Genomic DNA, 18,702 nt, shown 5'->3' with positions numbered 1-18,702 from the left:
TCAGTTCAGGCGCAAAAAACGACATTTGGGATTTCCTCTTAGCGAAAAGACTTTCTCTATGATATAATAGTTTCATGATTACAACAGTACCTATTAAGAACGAAAAAGATATTGCAGTACCAGGGAAAACAGTCCTTGTACTAGGTTATTTTGATGGCATCCACAAGGGACATCAGAAACTTTTTGAAGTGGCCAGTAAGGCTTCTATGAAGGATTATCTGCCGGTTGTCGTAATGACCTTTACAGAGTCGCCAAAACTTGCCTTGCAACCTTACCAACCTGAGCTTATGCTCCATATCGTCAATCACGAGGAACGAGAGCACAAGATGAAATGGCATGGGGTAGAGGCTCTTTTCTTACTTGACTTTAGTAGCAAATTTGCTAGTTTAACGGGTCAAGAATTCTTTGATACCTATGTTCGAGCTTTAAAACCAGCTATTATTGTAGCAGGATTTGACTATACTTTTGGCTCTGATAAGAAAACTGCGGATGACCTGAAGGATTATTTTGATGGAGAGATCATCATTGTTCCTCCGGTCGAAGACGAAAAGGGAAAGATTAGTTCTACACGGATTCGTCAGGCAATTCTTGATGGAGATGTCAAGGAAGTCAATCATCTGCTCGGCACTCCGCTCCCATCTCGTGGAATGGTCGTTCATGGAAATGCTCGTGGGCGTACTATTGGTTATCCAACAGCCAATCTGGTCCTAAGAGATCGAACCTATATGCCGGCAGACGGTGTTTACGTAGTCGATATCGAAGTGCAACGTCAGAGATATCGTGGAATGGCAAGTGTTGGAAAAAATGTTACCTTTGATGGAGAAGAACCACGTTTTGAAGTTAATATTTTCGACTTTTCAGACGATATTTACGGTGAGACAGTTATGGTCTACTGGCTGGACCGTGTCCGAGATATGGTCAAATTTGACTCCGTAGAGGAACTGGTAGACCAACTCCAGAAAGACGAAGAGATAGCTCGAAACTGGAAGGATGGAGATTCTGTCATTCAAGGGGCTGAGGTATAGAAAACGTCTGAATAAGCTTATAGAAGGTTTAGTTTATTTGATTGTAGTTTTGAAAGAGTGATATAATTCTTTTTAGTTCCTATAATTCCCTATTTTAGCATCTACTTATGCTCAGAATATAGACGAGGCTTTATTATGCAAACGCAAGAAGAAATGAATGTTTTGGTACCGGAAAAATTAGCAGAAATCGAGCGTGATTTCGATGTAAAAGTTTTGTGGGCTATTGAGTCTGGTAGTCGTGCTTGGGGATTTGAGTCTCCTGATAGTGACTTTGATGTGCGATTTATCTATAAACACAAGCAGGATTTTTATCTCCGTTTGAATGAACAGCGCGATGTTATCGAGCTACCAATTGATGATACTTGGGATGTGAGTGGCTGGGATTTAGACAAGACTTTAAAACTCCTTTATAAGTCAAATCCTACACTGTTTGAATGGTTACAGTCACCAATTGTTTATCAACAAACGGATTTTATCGAGCGCATGCGTCCTCTTGCTAACCAGTATTTTTCTGAGAAAAAAATGCTGTATCATTACTTGAATACTGCTAGAACTCAAATGAATAAGTATCTTTCAGGAGGCAAGGTCAAGCCTAAAAAGTATTTCTATGCGCTGCGTCCCATTTTGGCCTGTCGTTGGATTGAAAAATACCATTCTGTTCCTCCAATTTTATTTGACGATTTGGTCAAAGAATTGCTTCCTGATGAGATGAAAGAGCATGTATCAAGATTGCTTGATATCAAGGTAAAGGGACCTGAAGGTATGGAAATTGATCCGATAATGCCAATTCAAGATTATATTTTAGCTAACATCCAAGAGCTAGATGCATACGTTCAAAGTGTTAGTGAGGAAAAGAAAGACTGGAGAGCTCTAAATCAATTTTTCCTTGAAGAATTAGGCCACGACTGAGGTTTTTTATGGGTAAATGGACATGTAAATGTGGGCAAGCAATGAATGACCACCGAGCGCCCGATCCAAATGCTTATTCAGTTTATTCGGATGAGTTGTTTGAAGAAATCATAAATAAAGCTGACGACCATAATAAAATTTCTTACGATGATATTTCTGAAGCGTCATTTTATATGTGGAAGTGCCCTGAGTGTGGCAGTTTCATGGTTTTTGGCGAAGACGGGGATGGAGATCACTTTACTTTTTATGAGCGCCAAGAAGTAGAAAAGGTAGAGCCTCTCTTTGATCCAGATCAAGAGTTAAATCTTGTTGTGGTTGAATTTCAGGAGGGAGGGAATGGTTATACTTATATCTGTGATGACCCAAATATCCATATAGGACACGCTGTTGTTGTCCCAGTGGGGAAGGAAAATACTGAAAAAACTGCTTTAGTTGTACAGAAGTATCATGCCCTACCAAAGGATATCACTTTTCCTGTTGAAAAGTTAAAACGTGTCATTCGTAGGTATTCACATTTCGACCCAATCACTTCGAAAAACGTTTTTAGAAATTTAAAAAAGTTAGGAAGAATTCTAGATGTTTGCTCTAAAAATGCTAACCCCAACTCTCAGCAAACATATTATAGTATCAAAACTCCTTTAGGATATTTCTGGTTAGAATTAAATGGAGTTCCGATTCCAATGAAAATCACACAGATTCAAGTCAAAGATAAAAAATACCAAGTTGATAGCGCCCTTTATATAAAACCTTCAGAGATTAACTGTAGAAAATTCTATGAACTGGAATTATGTGCAGATTTTGATATTGATGCTTCTAGATGGATCGATGTTCTCTCTGATGAAAACGTTTGGGGAAATACTTGGGAACTAAATGGTCTTCAATTTGGTATTACTGCAGGGGAGTCTCCAGAATTTGAAGACGAAGTTGTAGCAAGAAAGTATAGTCGTGTCCCTCTTTATTATGACTGGCACCCTGAATTTGAAGATTATTATGGCTTCAGTTTAGCTTGGAAAAAATATGAGTCTGATAGCGATTTGTCGATAGATTTCTATACAACGTAAGAAGTTTTTAAAACATTAAACCCTACGTCTTACTATATACTATGTAATAAAAAACGAACAGCCTCTTTTTCTGTGATGCAGAAGAGAACTTGTTCGTTTTTTTATATCAAATAATAACATTGGTATGTTTTCAAAAAGTAACAATCTCTTTCTAAAACACGCGATAGACATAAGGATTTTCTGGTTTGTCTACTTTTGTGAAACTCTCAACCTCTAGTGTTGGGAGTTTTTGTTTGAGTTCTTTATGGTAGTGGAGAGTCAGGGTTCCGCTAGCGGTGATCCAAGTATTGTCAGGATACTGGCGTGAGTTCCCCTTTGTCAAGAGTCCATATACACCAGAATCGGCGATACAGTGGATGATTCCAAAGCGAAAGAGGAACTGGCTATCTGGATGGCTAGGATCGTTATAGACAAAGCCTGTAAACTCGATTTGCTTTCCTTCAAACTCTTGAGGGTAGTCATAGAGAACTTCCATGACCTCCATATAGTTTTCATCAGTGATTTGAATGGTTGGTTGGGTGAGGTATTTGTCAGCTGTAGACCTCATTTCCTTTTCATAAGCAGATTTGGAAAAATAGGTACTGGTATCGGGTTTGAGGTATTGACTGGATGTTCCTTCGCTTGCCTGAATAGCAGTATCGATTCCCTCAGCAAGTGGGAAATGATAACCTTTGGCAGATACAGTTCTCGAGTCCAAACTTACTGTCGGAAAGGCAACTCCAATCAAGAGAGGTAGTGACAGTAAAAGGAGGCTGATTCGTCTAGCTCGACGACTTTCTAAATGGCTGTGAGAGTTGATTTTCTTGATCCAGATATAGAATTGGACCAGAGCCAACAGAAGAGAAAGGACCATAGAGATATAGACTAGATAGGAATAGTGGAGGTTAATGTAGTGACTGAGCTTGCCAGAAAGCTGCAGATACAGAGTTAGGGCAAAATAACCCAGTAAAATGAAAAATCGCATCATAGCAACACTCCAAACATGTAAGAATAAAGCAAGACAAGCACTGTCACAATACCCATAAATTGCCAGATGAAGCGCACTTTGAGATAGTGTTTCATCATGAGGAGATTTTTGATATCAAGCATGGGGCCTATGATCAGAAAGGCAAGGACTGGCGCTAGGCCGAAGCTCGAGAGGAGAGAAGCTCCGATAAAGGCGTCCGCCTCGCTACAAAGAGAGAGGAGAAAGGCTAGAAACATGAGCAAGAGAATCGCAAGGACTGGACTTGCACTGATAGAGGTCAAGATCCGAGTCGGGACATAGACCTGCACGATAGCCGCAAAGAGACAGCCAAAGACCAAGTAACGCCCCATATCGAAAAACTCATCAATAGCTTGTATAAAGATCTGAAACACTTTTCTAGAGGGACTCAAGTGTGAAAAGTCATGTTCATGACAAGTGATAGGATTCTCTTTTTGAATGGGTTCCTTCCAGAAAAATCCTAGGAAAATCCCCAGAATCAAAGCAATCACAATAGCTCCCAGAGCTCGCAAGAAGGCAAGTTTTATTGAATTGCCAAAGGCAGAATATGTAGCGAAAAGAACGATAGGATTGATGATGGGAGCAGTCACCAGAAAAGGAACCGCTGTGTAGCTGGGCACCTTTTTTTCTAGAAAACGATTGATAATCGGAACGATACCACATTCGCAAGAAGGAAAGAGAAAGCCAATGAAGGTACCAAAAAAGATCCTCCCCCAACGATTGCGAGGGAGAAACTCATAAACTTTATCAGGTGTGATATAGACCTCAATCAATCCCGAAATGAGACTCCCAATCAAGACAAAAGGAAGGGCTTCAATCATGATGGAGAGAAAAATAGCCCCTGCTTGTAATACACTAGGAGGAAGAGATTGGAAAATCGTCATCTATTTTTTCTTCTCAACTTTTTCTTTTTTATCTTTGTCATCTGGAAAAGTGACTTGTGTTAAGTCAGGAAGTTTTGCGAATTCTTCAAACATCTTGTCCAAGTCATCCGTTTTTGTAAATCTAACAGCCATGGGCCTACCTCTTTTCTACATTCTACCTCTATTATACTATTATTTTCTTGAAAAGGGATTATTTTGATAATCAAAGAGGTAAAAAAGGGTAGGGCGAAACAAGGGCTGTTCCTTATGGTATAATAGGTATATGGATAAAAAATATGAAAAAATCTCCCAAGATTTGGGTGTAACCTTAAAGCAAATCGATACCGTTCTAAGTTTGACCACTGAAGGAGCGACAATTCCCTTCATCGCGCGTTATCGGAAGGACATGACTGGTAGTCTGGATGAGGTGGCGATTAAGGCTATTATTGACCTGGATAAAAGTCTGACTAATCTCAATGACCGCAAGCAAGCTGTCTTAGCTAAGATTCAAGAACAAGGCAAGCTAACAAAGGAATTGGAAGAAGCTATTTTGGCAGCTGAAAAATTAGCAGACGTAGAAGAACTCTATCTTCCTTATAAGGAAAAACGTCGGACCAAGGCAACCATTGCTCGTGAAGCTGGACTCTTTCCTCTTGCTCGCTTGATCTTGCAGAATGTAAATGGTTTAGAGAAAGAAGCTGAGAAGTTTGTCTGTGAAGGATTTGCGACTGGTCAAGAAGCCTTGGCTGGTGCGGTTGATATTTTGGTCGAAGCCTTATCTGAAGATGTGACCTTGCGTTCACTGACCTATCAGGAAGTGCTGAGACACTCTAAAATCACTTCGCAAGTTAAAGATGAAAGTCTTGATGAAAAACAAGTTTTTCAGATTTATTATGATTTTTCAGAGACAGTTGGCAACATGCAAGGTTATCGTACCTTGGCACTCAATCGTGGGGAGAAACTAGGGATTTTGAAGGTCGGCTTTGAACATGCGACGGACCGTATCTTATCTTTCTTTGCTGCCCGTTTCAAGGTGAAAAATGCCTATATAGATGAAGTTGTTCAACAGTCAGTTAAGAAAAAGGTCTTGCCTGCTATCGAACGACGCATTCGAACAGAGTTGACTGAGAAGGCGGAAGAAGGGGCTATCCAACTCTTTTCTGACAACCTGCGTAATCTCCTATTGGTTGCTCCGCTGAAAGGGCGCGTGGTTCTAGGATTTGACCCTGCCTTTCGTACAGGTGCCAAGCTGGCTGTTGTTGATGCAACAGGGAAAATGCTGACGACTCAAGTCATTTATCCAGTAAAACCAGCATCAGCTCGTCAAATTGAAGAAGCCAAGAAAGATTTGTCGGACTTGATTGGTCAATACAGTGTAGAAATTATTGCTATCGGAAATGGAACTGCCAGTCGTGAAAGTGAAGCCTTTGTGGCGGAAGTTCTGAAAGATTTTCCAGAAGTCAGCTATGTTATTGTCAATGAAAGTGGCGCTTCTGTCTACTCTGCTAGTGAACTTGCTCGTCAGGAGTTTCCAGAATTAACTGTTGAAAAACGCTCTGCTATCTCTATCGCCCGTCGTTTGCAAGATCCCCTTGCTGAATTGGTAAAAATCGATCCCAAGTCAATCGGTGTCGGGCAATACCAGCACGATGTCAGTCAGAAGAAACTGTCTGAAAGTCTGGACTTTGTCGTTGATACGGTGGTTAACCAGGTCGGTGTCAATGTCAATACAGCCAGCCCAGCACTTCTCTCCCATGTAGCTGGACTCAATAAAACCATTTCTGAAAATATCGTCAAATACCGTGAGGAAGAAGGAAAAATCACTTCACGCGATCAGATTAAGAAGGTTCCTCGTCTGGGTGCCAAAGCCTTTGAGCAAGCCGCTGGTTTCCTCCGTATCCCGGAAAGTAGCAATATCCTTGATAATACAGGAGTTCACCCAGAAAACTATGCTGCGGTTAAGGAGCTCTTCAAACGCTTGGATATCAAGGACTTGAATGAAGAAGCTCAAAGTAAACTCAAGTCCCTTTCAGTCAAAGAAATGGCGCAAGAACTAGAACTTGGTCCAGAAACCCTTAAAGATATCATTGCTGACCTTCTCAAACCAGGTCGAGATTTCCGTGATTCTTTTGATGCACCTGTTCTCCGTCAAGATGTACTGGATATCAAGGACTTAAAAGTCGGCCAGAAACTGGAAGGTGTGGTGCGGAATGTCGTTGACTTCGGTGCCTTCGTTGATATCGGGATTCACGAGGACGGCTTGATTCATATTTCCCATATGAGTCGTAAATTTATCAAACATCCCAGCCAAGTGGTATCAGTCGGAGATTTGGTAACGGTTTGGGTCAAGAAAATCGATACCGAACGTGAAAAAGTCAATCTGTCGCTCTTAGCTCCAGATGAAACTGACTGAGTACGTTCAGTCTGTTTCCCTCGAAGACTTTGGTAGACCTTTTACCCACCAAGCCCAGTGGAATTCTCGTCTGCGAACGACAGGTGGACGATTTTTCCCCAAGGATGGGCATTTGGACTTTAATCCCAAGGTTTATAATGAACTAGGTTTGGAAGTCTTTCGCAAAATCGTGCGCCATGAACTCTGTCACTATCACCTTTATTTTCAGAAAAAGGGTTATCGACATAAGGACCGAGATTTTAAAGAACTTTTGAAAGAAGTGGATGGACTGCGCTTTGTTCCCCATTTGAAAGACCAAAGTAATTTCCTGGTCTATCAGTGCCAATACTGCCAGCAACGCTATCAACGCAAGAGGAAGGTTGATACAAAACGCTATCGCTGTGGCGTCTGCCGTGGCAAACTCGTCATCTTAAATCGGCCTAAGGACTGATGTTTGTGAACCTGTTTCATGCTATACTACTTGTAAGAATACCGAAAGAGGAAACAATCATGAATACAAAATTTTATAAAATGAGACGAAATCGTATGGTGTCAGGAGTTTTAGCTGGGCTATCAGACAAGTGGAATTTTGATGTAACCCTAGTCCGCTTTCTCTTCGCCATTTTTACCGTAGCAAATTTTGGAATTGGTGTGATAATCTACATCATCCTTGCCTCTATCCTGCCAACTAAGGAAGAAATCGAAGCCGAAATGTACGGAACAGGACCACGCAAACGTAAGGAAGCCCAAGCCATTGAAGACAATGATGGCTGGTTTTGGTAACATGAGTATATAAAAAGCTAATTCTATAGCGAATTAGCTTTTTTTGTGATTGTAAAATCAATAGATAAAATGTTATAATATATTAAAAATGAATAGTTAGGATTTTATAATGGCCAACGAAAACGATTTGTTAGAATTGCAAGTAAATGACCTTGATTTTGATTATGAAGAATTACTTCAATTAGAAAGTTCTTTAGAGAGTAATCTTAAGGATGTTATTGAGCATATTGATCAACTTGATATAGATAGAGAAAAATTACAAAATAACGAATATCTTCAAGAATCTATTGAGAATATAGTTTGGGAACAAGTACAGCTTCAAGTAGCTGCTCAAATTGGTGAAGAGTTTATTATAGACAACCATGACCAAACTCTAGATTTACGAAAAGAAGCACACATCCAAACTGCTGAAAATTTTGAAAAAGGGAAATTTATTACTCATAACGCAGATAGAAGTATATATGAGGACAGATATAAAGATTGGCAAGAAAAATTTGAAAGAGATGAATTTGGAAATATTCGAACTCATACAACTCGATCAGGGAAAACAGTAAATACAATAAAAAAAGATGCCAGAGAGTTTTTAGATAAAAATAGGCCAAAAGGTTCAAAAGAAAAAGGGACTGATATGGATCATACTATTTCTGCTGGTGAAATCATTCGTGACAGTAAAGTTAATGCTTTTATGGAAGAAGATCAACAATATGCTTTTGCTAATAGCGATATAAATTTAAATGAGATGAGAGCCAGTGTAAATCGAGCAAAAGGGTCTAAATCAGTGCCGGAATACCTCGATTATCCAAATTCTAAAGGTCAGTATCCAAAAGATAATCAAAACTTGACTGAATTAGAAGAAAAGCAAATGAGGGAAAAATATAAACTGGCTAAGGATGATTTGGACAAGAAAAAAGATGAAGCTGAAAAGCGAGCTATTCAATCTGGTAAAAAATCACGACGTGATGAGGCGTTAAAAGTTTCCGGAAAAGCTTTAAAAGCAGCACTTTTACAGTTGCTTTCAGAATTTTTGCGAGAGTTAATTAAAAAATTTATTTCTTGGCTTAAAGATACAGAGAGAAACTTATCGACTTTTATTGAAAAGATAAAAGAGGCTATCATTTCATTTGTAAACAACTTATCCAATCACTTATTAAACATTGGTAAATCTGTAATTACGATGATTGCTTCTGCGATAGTTGGACCTGTAATTAACACTTTTCTTAAAGCTTGGACATTTATACACCAAGGTTGGAAATCGTTAAAAGAAGCTATTGATTATCTAAATAATCCGGACAATAAAGAAAAAAGTGTTCAGATTATGATTTTAGAAGTTGGAAAAATTGTTGTTGCGGGTTTATCGGCTACTGGAGCAATTGTACTAGGAGAAACTTTAGGAGCTTCTCTCACAGCTAGTTTTCCAGTCCTAGCTATTTCAATACCACTTTTGGGAACTATCGGTGGCCTGATTGGAACTTTTATGGGAGCAACTTTATCTGGAATAATTGGCGCTTTTGTATTAAGAATGATTGATCAGCAAATTGTCAATAAACAGATTACTGAATTAAGTTCTAAGAAAATTGATCAAAATAATGAAATGTTAGTAATCAAAGATCAATTACTAGATGTAAAGAGTATAAAGCTTCAAGTAGAAAAAGATTCTGTTATCAATACTATTAAGGAAAGACATGATATGGCTGCGTCCATGATGAAAGAAAAGCTATCAGATATTTTTGAAGAATCTACAAGAGACGATAAAAGTGACTTTGATGAGATTGATAGTTTATTACAAGAATTATTAGATTAGGGAGATAAATATGGAACAAGAAGTAGTTGAGCAAGAACAAGAAACAATTGAAATAAACATTAGCAAACATGATTTCGATGAAGCAAAAGAGCATCTGAAAGAGTTTGCTGAACAAAGTCAAGATGAACTGTATTTTGATAAAGTTAGAACTCACGATGATTTCTTCGGTTTTGAGTTTGCTGAACATGGAGTGACAGGAAACGAGTTTAATACGTTAGTTGAACAAATTCAAAATTACATTTCAAAATTTTATGATAATCAACAAACATTTATTGAAGAATTTGGTCAAGTTTATAAAGCTTTAGAAGCGCTGGATAAAGATTATATTCAAGCTATTCTTTCTTCTGTAGCTGCCATTGAACATACCAACAAAAAAATTCTGAAAGAACAAGCTCGTATTGATAAAACCATAGAGAAACAAAAATTAACTTTAGAAGCTCTTAAGCAGTTTAAAGAGAAATTTAACGAAGAAAAAAGTAAAAATTCTATCGTCGAAAATGAGGAACGACTTTCTGCACTAGATGATAGAATTGTCAACTTAGAGGGCACTGTTAGTCAGCTTCCTTTGGAAACAGTCTCTCACACTGCTGAGATTGAAGAACTCAGAAAAGAGTTGAAAGAAAGTAAACAACAAATTCAATTTATTTCAAATCGTCTTCTTACACTCTTTATTGTATCAGGAGTATCTATTGGAATGTTGTTAATAACTTTACTTTTTATGTTTTTGAGGTAAATTATGACTGTATCTCGTGACAAGCTAATTGAGAGCGCCAAAAAATTGGATCGACAACTGGGTAATGAGTCGACTTTTCTCACAAAAGTGAATGAGATTATAATTGATTATTCAGACACAAATAAAGTAGCAGATTTATATAAATCTATGTATTTATTTCAAAAAGAGAATAAAATAAGCAAGATAAGTCAAACGCTAAAAGAATTGTCTGATAATTTAGCTTGTTATTTAGGTTACTCTTATCTTTTTGAAATACTAGGGAAGGAGTTAGGAAAACGTAACAACTCTTCTTTGGATGAATTGATGAAGGAATTAAATCAATTAGTTGGTTTACAAAAAGTTAAAGAGGAAGTTTCAAGGTTAGTTATATATCAAAAGGTTCAGTCCAAAAGAAAAGAGTCTGGGCTAAAAGTACCAAAGAGAACTTTACATATGGCGTTTATGGGGAATCCTGGTACTGGAAAGACGACAGTAGCTAGAATTGTAGGTCGAATGTATTATCAGTTAGGCCTTCTTTCAAAGGGGCATTTTACTGAAGTCTCTAGAACGGATTTAATTGCTGGTTACCAAGGTCAAACCGCTTTGAAAGTAAAAAATGTTATCGAAAAAGCAAAAGGTGGCGTTTTATTCATAGATGAAGCTTATAGTATTACAGAAAATGACAATACTGATTCATATGGACGAGAATGTTTAACAGAATTAACAAAGGCTCTAGAGGATTCAAGAGATGATCTAATTGTTATTGTTGCAGGATATACTGATCCAATGAATCATTTTTTTGAATCGAATCCTGGTCTAAAGTCTCGCTTTAATTATTTTATTAATTTTGAAAATTACTCTTCTACAGAATTGTTAGATATTCTAGAAACTTTAGCAAGAAAAGACGACTACCAGATTGAAGACAAGCTAAAAGAAATATTATTAAATTATTTTAATGATAAGTTAGAAAGTAATCTCACCAATTTTTCTAACGGTCGTTTCGTTCGAAATCTTTATGAAGACTTAATAATGAATCAAGCAGTTCGAATTGATCAAAGTGAAAATTTGACCTCAAAAGATTTAACTTTGTTGATAAAAGACGATTTTTCTTTTTGAATAAAACAGTTCTGGTAACATAGAAGTATAATTAATTGAAAGAATGTCTTATCAAATTGTAGCTACATTTCTTACTGATTGATGCAGACTGAATAGTTGATTTTAACCCTTGCATCCGCAAGGGTTTTCTTCTTGTATTTCATTTGTGGTAAAATATTGATAGCGAAATTACTTGATATTCTTCTATCTTACAAAAATGTAAGATTAAAGTCTCTTTTGTAAGGTTAGGTTATGGCAAGCCGTCTTTTTTTGCGATAAACTAGACTCATAAAGAACAAAGGAGCAAAAACATGAAAAGAATCTTACAAAAGAAAAGAAGAAAACCAAGTCAAAAAGACATAGAGCGTGTTCAACTGGGATGCGCTATGATGCAAGCACAGTTTCAAATGATGGGATATTAAGAAGGAGAAAATTATGACACTTTTAGATGTAAAACACGTTCAAAAAATCTACAAAACACGTTTCCAAGGCAATCAGGTAGAGGCACTCAAAGATATTCACTTTACCGTGGAAAAGGGTGACTACGTTGCCATCATGGGTGAATCTGGTTCAGGAAAGTCAACCCTGCTCAACATTCTAGCTATGCTGGATAAACCAACTCGCGGGCAGGTTTACTTAAACGGAACCGACACAGCCACTATTAAAAATTCACAGGCTTCGAGTTTCCGTCGTGAGAAGTTGGGATTTGTTTTCCAAGACTTTAATCTGCTAGATACCCTGTCTGTTAAGGACAATATCTTACTTCCTCTAGTTTTATCTCGAAAACCCATTACGGAGATGATGAAGAAATTGGTAGTGACAGCTGAAAATTTGGGCATCAACCAATTGCAAGAGAAGTATCCTTACGAGATCTCAGGGGGTCAAAAACAGCGGGTAGCAGTAGCACGCGCCATCATCACAGAACCTGAAATTCTCCTTGCTGATGAGCCAACAGGAGCCCTTGACTCCAAGTCATCTGCAGCTCTTCTAGATGTTTTTGATGAAATCAATGAGCGAGGCCAAACCATTCTCATGGTAACCCACTCAACAGCTGCAGCCAGTAGGGCCAAGCGTGTACTCTTTATCAAGGATGGCATTCTTTACAACCAAATCTACCGCGGAGACAAGACAGAGCGTCAGATGTTCCAAGAAATCTCTGATACTTTGACTGTTATGGCAAGCGAGGTGAATTAGTATGTTCCGATTAACCAATAAGTTAGCGGTATCTAACTTGATTAAAAACCGCAAACTCTACTATCCCTTTGCCCTTGCTGTTCTCTTAGCAGTGACCATCACCTATCTTTTTTACTCATTGTCACTTAATCCTAACATTGGCAAGATTCGAGGAGGAGAAACTATCTCTATGACGCTTGCCCTCGGTATGGTAGTTGTTACCATCGCTTCTGGAATTATTGTCCTTTATGCCAATAGTTTTGTCATGAAGAACCGCTCCAAGGAGCTGGGTGTATATGGTATGCTGGGGCTTGAAAAGCGCCATTTGATCAGTATGGTTTTTAAGGAGCTTCTTATTTTTGGTTCCTTAACCTTGACAGCTGGTCTCGGCCTAGGAGCTCTCTTTGATAAGCTAATCTTTGCCCTTCTTCTGAAGCTGATGAAGATGAAGGTGGAGCTCGTTTCGACTTTCCAACCAATTGTCTTTATCCTAGTTCTTATCGTCTTTGGAGCTATCTTCCTAGGTCTAATTTTTATCAATGCCTTTCGCATCGCACGCATGAATGCCCTTCAACTCTCTCGTGAAAAAGCCAGTGGTGAGAAAAAAGGACGTTTCTTAGGCCTTCAAACCATTCTAGGTCTGATTAGTTTGGGAGCGGGTTATTATCTAGCAGTAACAGTCGAAAACCCACTTTCTGCTGTTCTGATTTTCTTCGTAGCAGTCTTGTTGGTAATTTTGGGAACTTATCTTCTCTTCAATGCAGGGATTACAGTTTTCTTACAAATCTTAAAGAAAAACAAGACTTACTATTACCAACCCAACAACATGATTTCCGTATCTAATCTCATTTTCCGTATGAAGAAAAATGCGGTTGGTTTGGCTACGATTGCCATTCTTTCAACCATGGTCTTGGTGACTATGTCTGCTGCAACAAGCATTTTTAAGGCTTCAGAAAACTTCAAGAAGGTCATGAATCCACATGATTTTGGGATTACAGGACAGAATGTTGAAAAAGAAGACATCGAAAAACTCTTGAACAAGTATGCTAGTGATAAAGGATTGACTGTCACAAAGAAAGAAGTTCTTACATACAGTAACTTTGGTGTGGCAAATCAAGAAGGTACGAAATTGACAATCTTTGAGAAAGGTCAAAATCGTGTTCAACCGAAAACTATTTTTATGGTCTTTGACCAAAAAGACTATGAGAATATGACAGGACAGAAACTTGGACTTTCAGGTAAGGAAGTTGGATTGTTTGCTCAAAACAAGGAACTTCAAGGGCAGAAAGAACTGACTCTGAATAACCAGACCTACACGATCAAAGAAGAAATCAAAAAAGATTTTATTCTTGAACATGTCCCAAATCAGTACAATATTCTAACTTCGGACTATAACTATTTGGTTGTTCCTGACTTACAAGCCTTTCTTGAACAGCATCCTAACTCTTCCATCTTTAATCAATACTATGGGGGAATGAATGTAACAGCTAATGAGGACGAGCAACTTAAAATTGCAGATAACTATTCAAAATTCGTTAACAACTTTAATAGAGAAATAAACAAAGAAGGAAGCTATGTTTACGGAAGCAATCTGGCTGATAGTAGTGCGCAGATGAGTGCTCTCTTTGGTGGAGTTTTCTTCATCGGTATCTTTCTCTCTATCATCTTTATGGTGGGAACAGTTCTTGTTATCTACTACAAACAAATCTCTGAAGGCTATGAAGATCGTGAACGCTTTATCATTTTGCAAAAAGTCGGTCTCGATCAAAAGCAAATCAAGCAAACTATCAACAAACAGGTGCTAACTGTATTCTTCCTTCCTTTGCTATTTGCCTTCCTACACCTTGCATTTGCCTATCATATGCTTAGCCTCATCCTAAAAGTCATTGGTGTGCTAGATGCGACCATGATGTTGACAGTCACTCTGTCCATCTGTGCTATATTCCTCATTGTCTATGTCTTAATCTTTATGATTACCTCAAGAAGCTATCGTAAGATTGTGCAAATGTAAAAAAGATACCTCGATGTTTATCGAGGTATTTCTTTTATCTTAAATGCTAAAGAGTTGTCCCAAGAGGAAGGTTACGCCCATGGTCAGAAGTCCGATACAGAGGTTGCGGATCATAGCTGTTTTCGTAGGAGCCTTGCCTAATTTAGCACTAGTATAGCCCGTAATAAGAAGGGAGAGGGCTACGATAATAACAGTAGCTGGAATCCGAAAGTCACTTGGAAAGACGATGATCGACAGCATGGGAGGAAGACTTCCTAATACAAAGGCGATAAAGCTAGAGATAGCAGCATGCCAAGGATTGGTAAACTCTTCGTACTCGATTCCATACTTTTCTTCGACCAAGGCTTTAAGTGGATTTTTTAAAAAGGCCTTGTTGGTCAAGAGTTGGGCAGACGTTTCACACTCACCGTTTTGAAGGTAAGCAGCATAGAGGGATTGTTTAGCAGATTCGATGTCTTTGTCCAAGAGCAATTGTTCTCTAGCGACAGCGGCTTCTTCCGTGTCTTTCTGAGTGGATACAGAGACATATTCGCCACCTGCCATAGAAAAAGCACCAGCGAGGATAGCAGCCAAACCTGATAAAAAGATAATCCAGATATTGCTTGTCGCACTGGCAACACCGATAACGACTCCAGCGATGGAAATAATCCCATCATTGGCACCAAGAACACCCGCGCGTAGGATATTGAGTCGGCCTGCAAAGTTTGCATCAATTTCATGTTTTATTTCAGTCATAGTCATCTCCTTTCTCTCCATTATAGAGAAAAGAGTAGGGGAATACAAACTTTTTAAACTATCTGAAAAAAGTTCTACGATTCTAATTTTTAGGCCCTTTGAAGTTTCTCCGAAAAAGTAGTGCTATCCTACTGTACTGGACCTTTTTAAACTTATCTATGGTATAATAGAAGATAGATTTATCAATTGGAGAATGAAGGATTTTATGATTAAACTTGTAGCAACCGATATGGATGGAACCTTTCTAGATGGAGAGGGTCGGTTTGATATGAAACGCCTCAAAAACGTACTTGTTTCCTACAAGGAAAAGGGGATTTATTTTGCTGTGGCTTCAGGTCGCGGTATCTTGTCCCTGAAAAAGTTGTTTGCGGATGTGCGTGATGAAGTGATTTTTATAGCTGAAAATGGGAGCTATGTTGAGTTTCATGGCGAGGATATGTATGAGGCTACTATGTCTCGGGATTTTTACTTGAGCACTTTTGAAGCTTTAAAGAAATCGCCCTATTTTGATGAAAGAAAAATGCTCTTGACTGGGAAAAAAGCTTGTTATGTATTGGATACAGTGGATGAGATCTATCTGATGTTTAGTCGTCACTACAATGAAAACATTCAAAAAGTAGCGAGTTTAGAAGATATCACGGATGAGATTTTTAAATTCACCACCAACTTCACAGAAGAAACGATAGAAGTTGGTGAGGCCTGGGTCAACGAAAATGTTCCTGGTGTGAAAGCCATGACAACTGGTTTTGAATCCATTGATATTGTCTTGGACTATGTTGATAAGGGTGTAGCTATTGTTGAGCTGGCAAAAAAACTGGGTCTGACCATGGATCAGGTTATGGCTTTTGGCGATAATCTCAATGACCTTCACATGATGCAGGTAGTGGGGCACCCCATCGCTCCTGAAAATGCGCGACCAGAAATTTTAGAATTAGCAGAAGCAGTGATTGGCCACCATAAGGACCAATCAGTGATGGCTTATATGGAGGGTTTGTAATGGCAGATATTAAATTGATTGCACTGGATTTGGACGGTACTTTGCTGACAACGGATAAAAAGCTGACAGATCGTACCAAGGCGGTCCTCAAAGCTGCGCGTGACCGTGACATCAAGGTCGTTCTGACAACGGGACGTCCTCTGAAGGCTATGGATTTCTTTCTCCATGAGCTAGGGACTGATGGTCAGGAGGATGAGTACACCATCACCTTTAATGGTGGTCTAGTACAGAAAAATACAGGGGAGATTCTCGATAAAACCGTCTTTTCAATCGACGATGTGGCACGCTTGTACGAGGAAACTGAAAAACTAGGGTTGCCGTTAGATGCCATTTCAGAAGGAACCGTCTATCAAATCCAGTCTGACCAAGAAAGTCTCTATGCCAAGTTCAACCCAGCCTTGACTTTCGTACCTGTCGCTTTTGAGGATCTATCTAGTCAGATGACGTATAATAAATGTGTGACTGCCTTTGCCCAAGAACCTTTGGATGCAGCGATTCAACAGATTTCTCCAGAATTATTTGACCAATATGAAATCTTTAAATCGCGTGAACTCTTATTGGAATGGTCGCCGAAAAATGTCCACAAGACGACAGGTTTAGCGAAATTAATTAAACATTTAGGAATTGATCAAAGTCAAGTTATGGCTTGTGGGGACGAGGCCAATGACCTTTCCATGATTGAGTGGGCAGGTCTGGGAGTTGCCATGCAAAATGCAGTTCCAGCAGTTAAGGAAGTCGCCAATGTGATTACCCCAATGACCAACGATGAGGAAGCCGTTGCCTGGGTTATCGAAGAATACGTGCTAAAGGAGAATTAGAATATGGGATTGTTTGACCGTTTATTCGGGAAAAAAGAAGAGCCGAAAATCGAAGATATTGTTAAAGAAGCTTTGGAAAATCTTGATTTGTCAGAAGAGGTTGAAGAAAACCAAACGGCAGTCGAAGAAACTGCTCAGGAAGAGACAGCAAGAGACAAAGTGGAAAAAACACCTGCTCAAGAAGAACTTCCTCAAGTCTCAACAGAAGAAGTGATTGAACCAGAAGCAGTCGAGGAAACTGCTCAGGAAGAGCTTGGGCTAGAATCTGATGAATTGGAACAATTCCAAGAGTCGGAAAAATTTCTAGAAGAAGAGAACCAAGAAACTGAAGAAGAACTAGCTTCTGAAGTAGTAGAAGAAGAACTTCCTCAGGTTGAAGAAACCGTACAGGAAAAATATGACCGCAGTCTCAAGAAAACCCGTACAGGATTCGGTGCTCGTTTGAATGCCTTCTTTGCCAACTTCCGTTCTGTCGATGAAGAATTCTTCGAGGAATTGGAAGAACTGCTCATCATGAGTGACGTCGGTGTGCAGGTCGCTTCAAACCTAACAGAAGAACTACGCTATGAAGCTAAACTCGAAAACGCTAAGAAGCCTGACGCACTTCGTCGTGTCATTATCGAGAAATTGGTTGAACTCTATGAGAAGGATGGCAACTACGATGAACAAATCCATTTCCAAGATGGTTTGACAGTCATGCTCTTTGTTGGTGTTAATGGTGTTGGGAAAACAACTTCTATTGGGAAATTGGCTCATCGCTATAAACAAGCTGGCAAGAAAGTCATGCTGGTTGCGGCAGATACCTTCCGTGCGGGTGCTGTGGCCCAGCTAGCTGAATGGGGTCGACGTGTGGATGTTCCTGTTGTGACGGGGCCTGAAAAGGCTGATCCAGCAAGTGTGGTCTTTGATGGGATGGAACGCGCCGTAGCCGAAGGGATTGATATTCTCATGATTGATACAGCAGGTCGTCTGCAAAACAAGGACAACCTTATGGCTGAGTTGGAAAAGATTGGTCGCATTATCAAACGTGTCGTTCCTGAAGCACCTCATGAAACTTTCCTGGCACTCGATGCTTCAACTGGACAGAACGCCTTGGTACAAGCTAAGGAATTTTCGAAGATAACACCATTGACAGGTATTGTTTTGACAAAAATTGACGGAACTGCCCGAGGTGGTGTTGTTCTGGCTATCCGCGAAGAACTCAATATCCCTGTAAAATTGATTGGTTTCGGTGAAAAAATTGATGATATTGGGGAATTCAACTCAGAAAACTTTATGAAGGGTCTCTTAGAAGGCTTGATTTAATACAAAATAAATATCCTGCAAGATTGACTTGCAGGAT

18 protein-coding genes are annotated in these 18,702 nt (G+C 39.1%); 14 read left to right on the top strand and 4 right to left on the bottom strand.

Features of this window, described 5'->3' with window-relative positions; all coding sequences use genetic code 11:
* The first annotated feature begins 74 nt into the window (after window positions 1-74).
* The 3 genes from EL140_RS05370 (at window position 75) to EL140_RS05360 (ending at window position 2,995) form a co-directional block, all read left to right on the top strand.
* A complete protein-coding gene (locus tag EL140_RS05370) occupies window positions 75-1,025 on the top strand; it encodes a bifunctional riboflavin kinase/FAD synthetase (protein ID WP_000633641.1) in 951 nt (316 codons plus the stop codon).
* A 135-nt stretch (window positions 1,026-1,160) separates the two neighbouring features.
* Window positions 1,161-1,934, top strand: coding sequence for a nucleotidyltransferase domain-containing protein (locus EL140_RS05365; protein WP_001194456.1), 774 nt, complete (start codon window positions 1,161-1,163; stop codon window positions 1,932-1,934).
* Between the two features lie 8 nt (window positions 1,935-1,942).
* Window positions 1,943-2,995, top strand: a complete 1,053-nt coding sequence (locus EL140_RS05360) for a hypothetical protein (RefSeq protein WP_000521315.1) — start codon at window positions 1,943-1,945, stop codon at window positions 2,993-2,995.
* Between the two features lie 151 nt (window positions 2,996-3,146).
* Here the strand turns inward: EL140_RS05360 and EL140_RS05355 are convergent, their stop codons facing one another.
* The 3 genes from EL140_RS05355 to EL140_RS09770 are packed head-to-tail and all read right to left on the bottom strand — an operon-like array spanning window position 3,147 to window position 4,996.
* Window positions 3,147-3,962 (bottom strand): TIGR03943 family putative permease subunit, encoded by an 816-nt coding sequence (locus EL140_RS05355; protein ID WP_000984355.1) that lies wholly within the window; start codon window positions 3,960-3,962, stop codon window positions 3,147-3,149.
* Entirely contained in the window at window positions 3,959-4,864 is a 906-nt protein-coding gene (locus tag EL140_RS05350) for a permease (protein ID WP_000151878.1), read from the bottom strand. The genes EL140_RS05355 and EL140_RS05350 overlap by 4 nt, the downstream gene beginning before the upstream one ends.
* Window positions 4,865-4,996 (bottom strand): SPJ_0845 family protein, encoded by a 132-nt coding sequence (locus EL140_RS09770; protein ID WP_000290781.1) that lies wholly within the window; start codon window positions 4,994-4,996, stop codon window positions 4,865-4,867. It abuts the gene before it with no gap.
* Window positions 4,997-5,126: 130 nt separating this feature from the next.
* Between EL140_RS09770 and EL140_RS05340 the strand changes: the two genes are divergently transcribed.
* The 8 genes from EL140_RS05340 to EL140_RS05305 all read left to right on the top strand — a co-directional run bounded on the left by EL140_RS05340 (window position 5,127) and on the right by EL140_RS05305 (window position 14,810).
* Window positions 5,127-7,256 carry a Tex family protein gene (locus tag EL140_RS05340; protein ID WP_000359163.1) on the top strand — a complete coding sequence of 710 codons (2,130 nt, stop codon included), beginning with the start codon at window positions 5,127-5,129 and terminating at the stop codon, window positions 7,254-7,256.
* A complete protein-coding gene (locus EL140_RS05335; protein ID WP_000778611.1) occupies window positions 7,243-7,686 on the top strand; it encodes a SprT family protein in 444 nt (147 codons plus the stop codon). The genes EL140_RS05340 and EL140_RS05335 overlap by 14 nt, the downstream gene beginning before the upstream one ends.
* A gap of 59 nt (window positions 7,687-7,745) precedes the next feature.
* Window positions 7,746-8,018, top strand: a complete 273-nt coding sequence (locus EL140_RS05330) for a PspC domain-containing protein (protein ID WP_001092797.1) — start codon at window positions 7,746-7,748, stop codon at window positions 8,016-8,018.
* Window positions 8,019-8,127: 109 nt separating this feature from the next.
* Entirely contained in the window at window positions 8,128-9,819 is a 1,692-nt protein-coding gene (locus EL140_RS05325) for an AI-2E family transporter (protein ID WP_001262749.1), read from the top strand.
* Between the two features lie 10 nt (window positions 9,820-9,829).
* A complete protein-coding gene (locus EL140_RS05320; protein WP_000434517.1) occupies window positions 9,830-10,552 on the top strand; it encodes a coiled-coil domain-containing protein in 723 nt (240 codons plus the stop codon).
* A 3-nt stretch (window positions 10,553-10,555) separates the two neighbouring features.
* Window positions 10,556-11,647 carry an AAA family ATPase gene (locus EL140_RS05315; RefSeq protein ID WP_000218781.1) on the top strand — a complete coding sequence of 364 codons (1,092 nt, stop codon included), beginning with the start codon at window positions 10,556-10,558 and terminating at the stop codon, window positions 11,645-11,647.
* A 414-nt stretch (window positions 11,648-12,061) separates the two neighbouring features.
* Complete coding sequence (locus EL140_RS05310; RefSeq protein ID WP_000173369.1) at window positions 12,062-12,820, top strand: ABC transporter ATP-binding protein; 759 nt, start codon at window positions 12,062-12,064, stop codon at window positions 12,818-12,820.
* Between the two features lies 1 nt (window position 12,821).
* Window positions 12,822-14,810 carry an FtsX-like permease family protein gene (locus tag EL140_RS05305; RefSeq protein WP_000489342.1) on the top strand — a complete coding sequence of 663 codons (1,989 nt, stop codon included), beginning with the start codon at window positions 12,822-12,824 and terminating at the stop codon, window positions 14,808-14,810.
* Window positions 14,811-14,849: 39 nt separating this feature from the next.
* On the opposite strand, the gene EL140_RS05300 is transcribed toward EL140_RS05305, so the two are convergent.
* Complete coding sequence (locus EL140_RS05300; RefSeq protein WP_000136035.1) at window positions 14,850-15,545, bottom strand: VIT1/CCC1 transporter family protein; 696 nt, start codon at window positions 15,543-15,545, stop codon at window positions 14,850-14,852.
* 205 nt (window positions 15,546-15,750) lie between these two features.
* On the opposite strand from EL140_RS05300, the gene EL140_RS05295 reads away from it, so the two are divergent.
* From EL140_RS05295 to ftsY, 3 genes are read left to right on the top strand one after another with little or no spacing between them, the layout of a single operon-like run.
* Window positions 15,751-16,542, top strand: a complete 792-nt coding sequence (locus EL140_RS05295) for a Cof-type HAD-IIB family hydrolase (RefSeq protein WP_002875539.1) — start codon at window positions 15,751-15,753, stop codon at window positions 16,540-16,542.
* Entirely contained in the window at window positions 16,542-17,360 is an 819-nt protein-coding gene (locus EL140_RS05290; protein WP_000763414.1) for a Cof-type HAD-IIB family hydrolase, read from the top strand. Before EL140_RS05295 ends, EL140_RS05290 begins: the two co-directional genes overlap by 1 nt.
* A 3-nt stretch (window positions 17,361-17,363) precedes the next feature.
* The gene (gene ftsY, locus EL140_RS05285) at window positions 17,364-18,665 is read left to right on the top strand and encodes a signal recognition particle-docking protein FtsY (protein WP_000522279.1); all 1,302 of its coding nucleotides are present in this window, start codon (window positions 17,364-17,366) and stop codon (window positions 18,663-18,665) included.
* The last annotated feature ends 37 nt before the right edge of the window (window positions 18,666-18,702 follow it).

The sequence above is a fragment of the Streptococcus oralis ATCC 35037 genome (assembly GCF_900637025.1).
Taxonomy (GTDB): domain Bacteria; phylum Bacillota; class Bacilli; order Lactobacillales; family Streptococcaceae; genus Streptococcus; species Streptococcus oralis.
The sequence above is the reverse complement of the archived record's forward strand: the minus strand, read 5'-3'. Positions and strand labels throughout refer to the sequence as shown.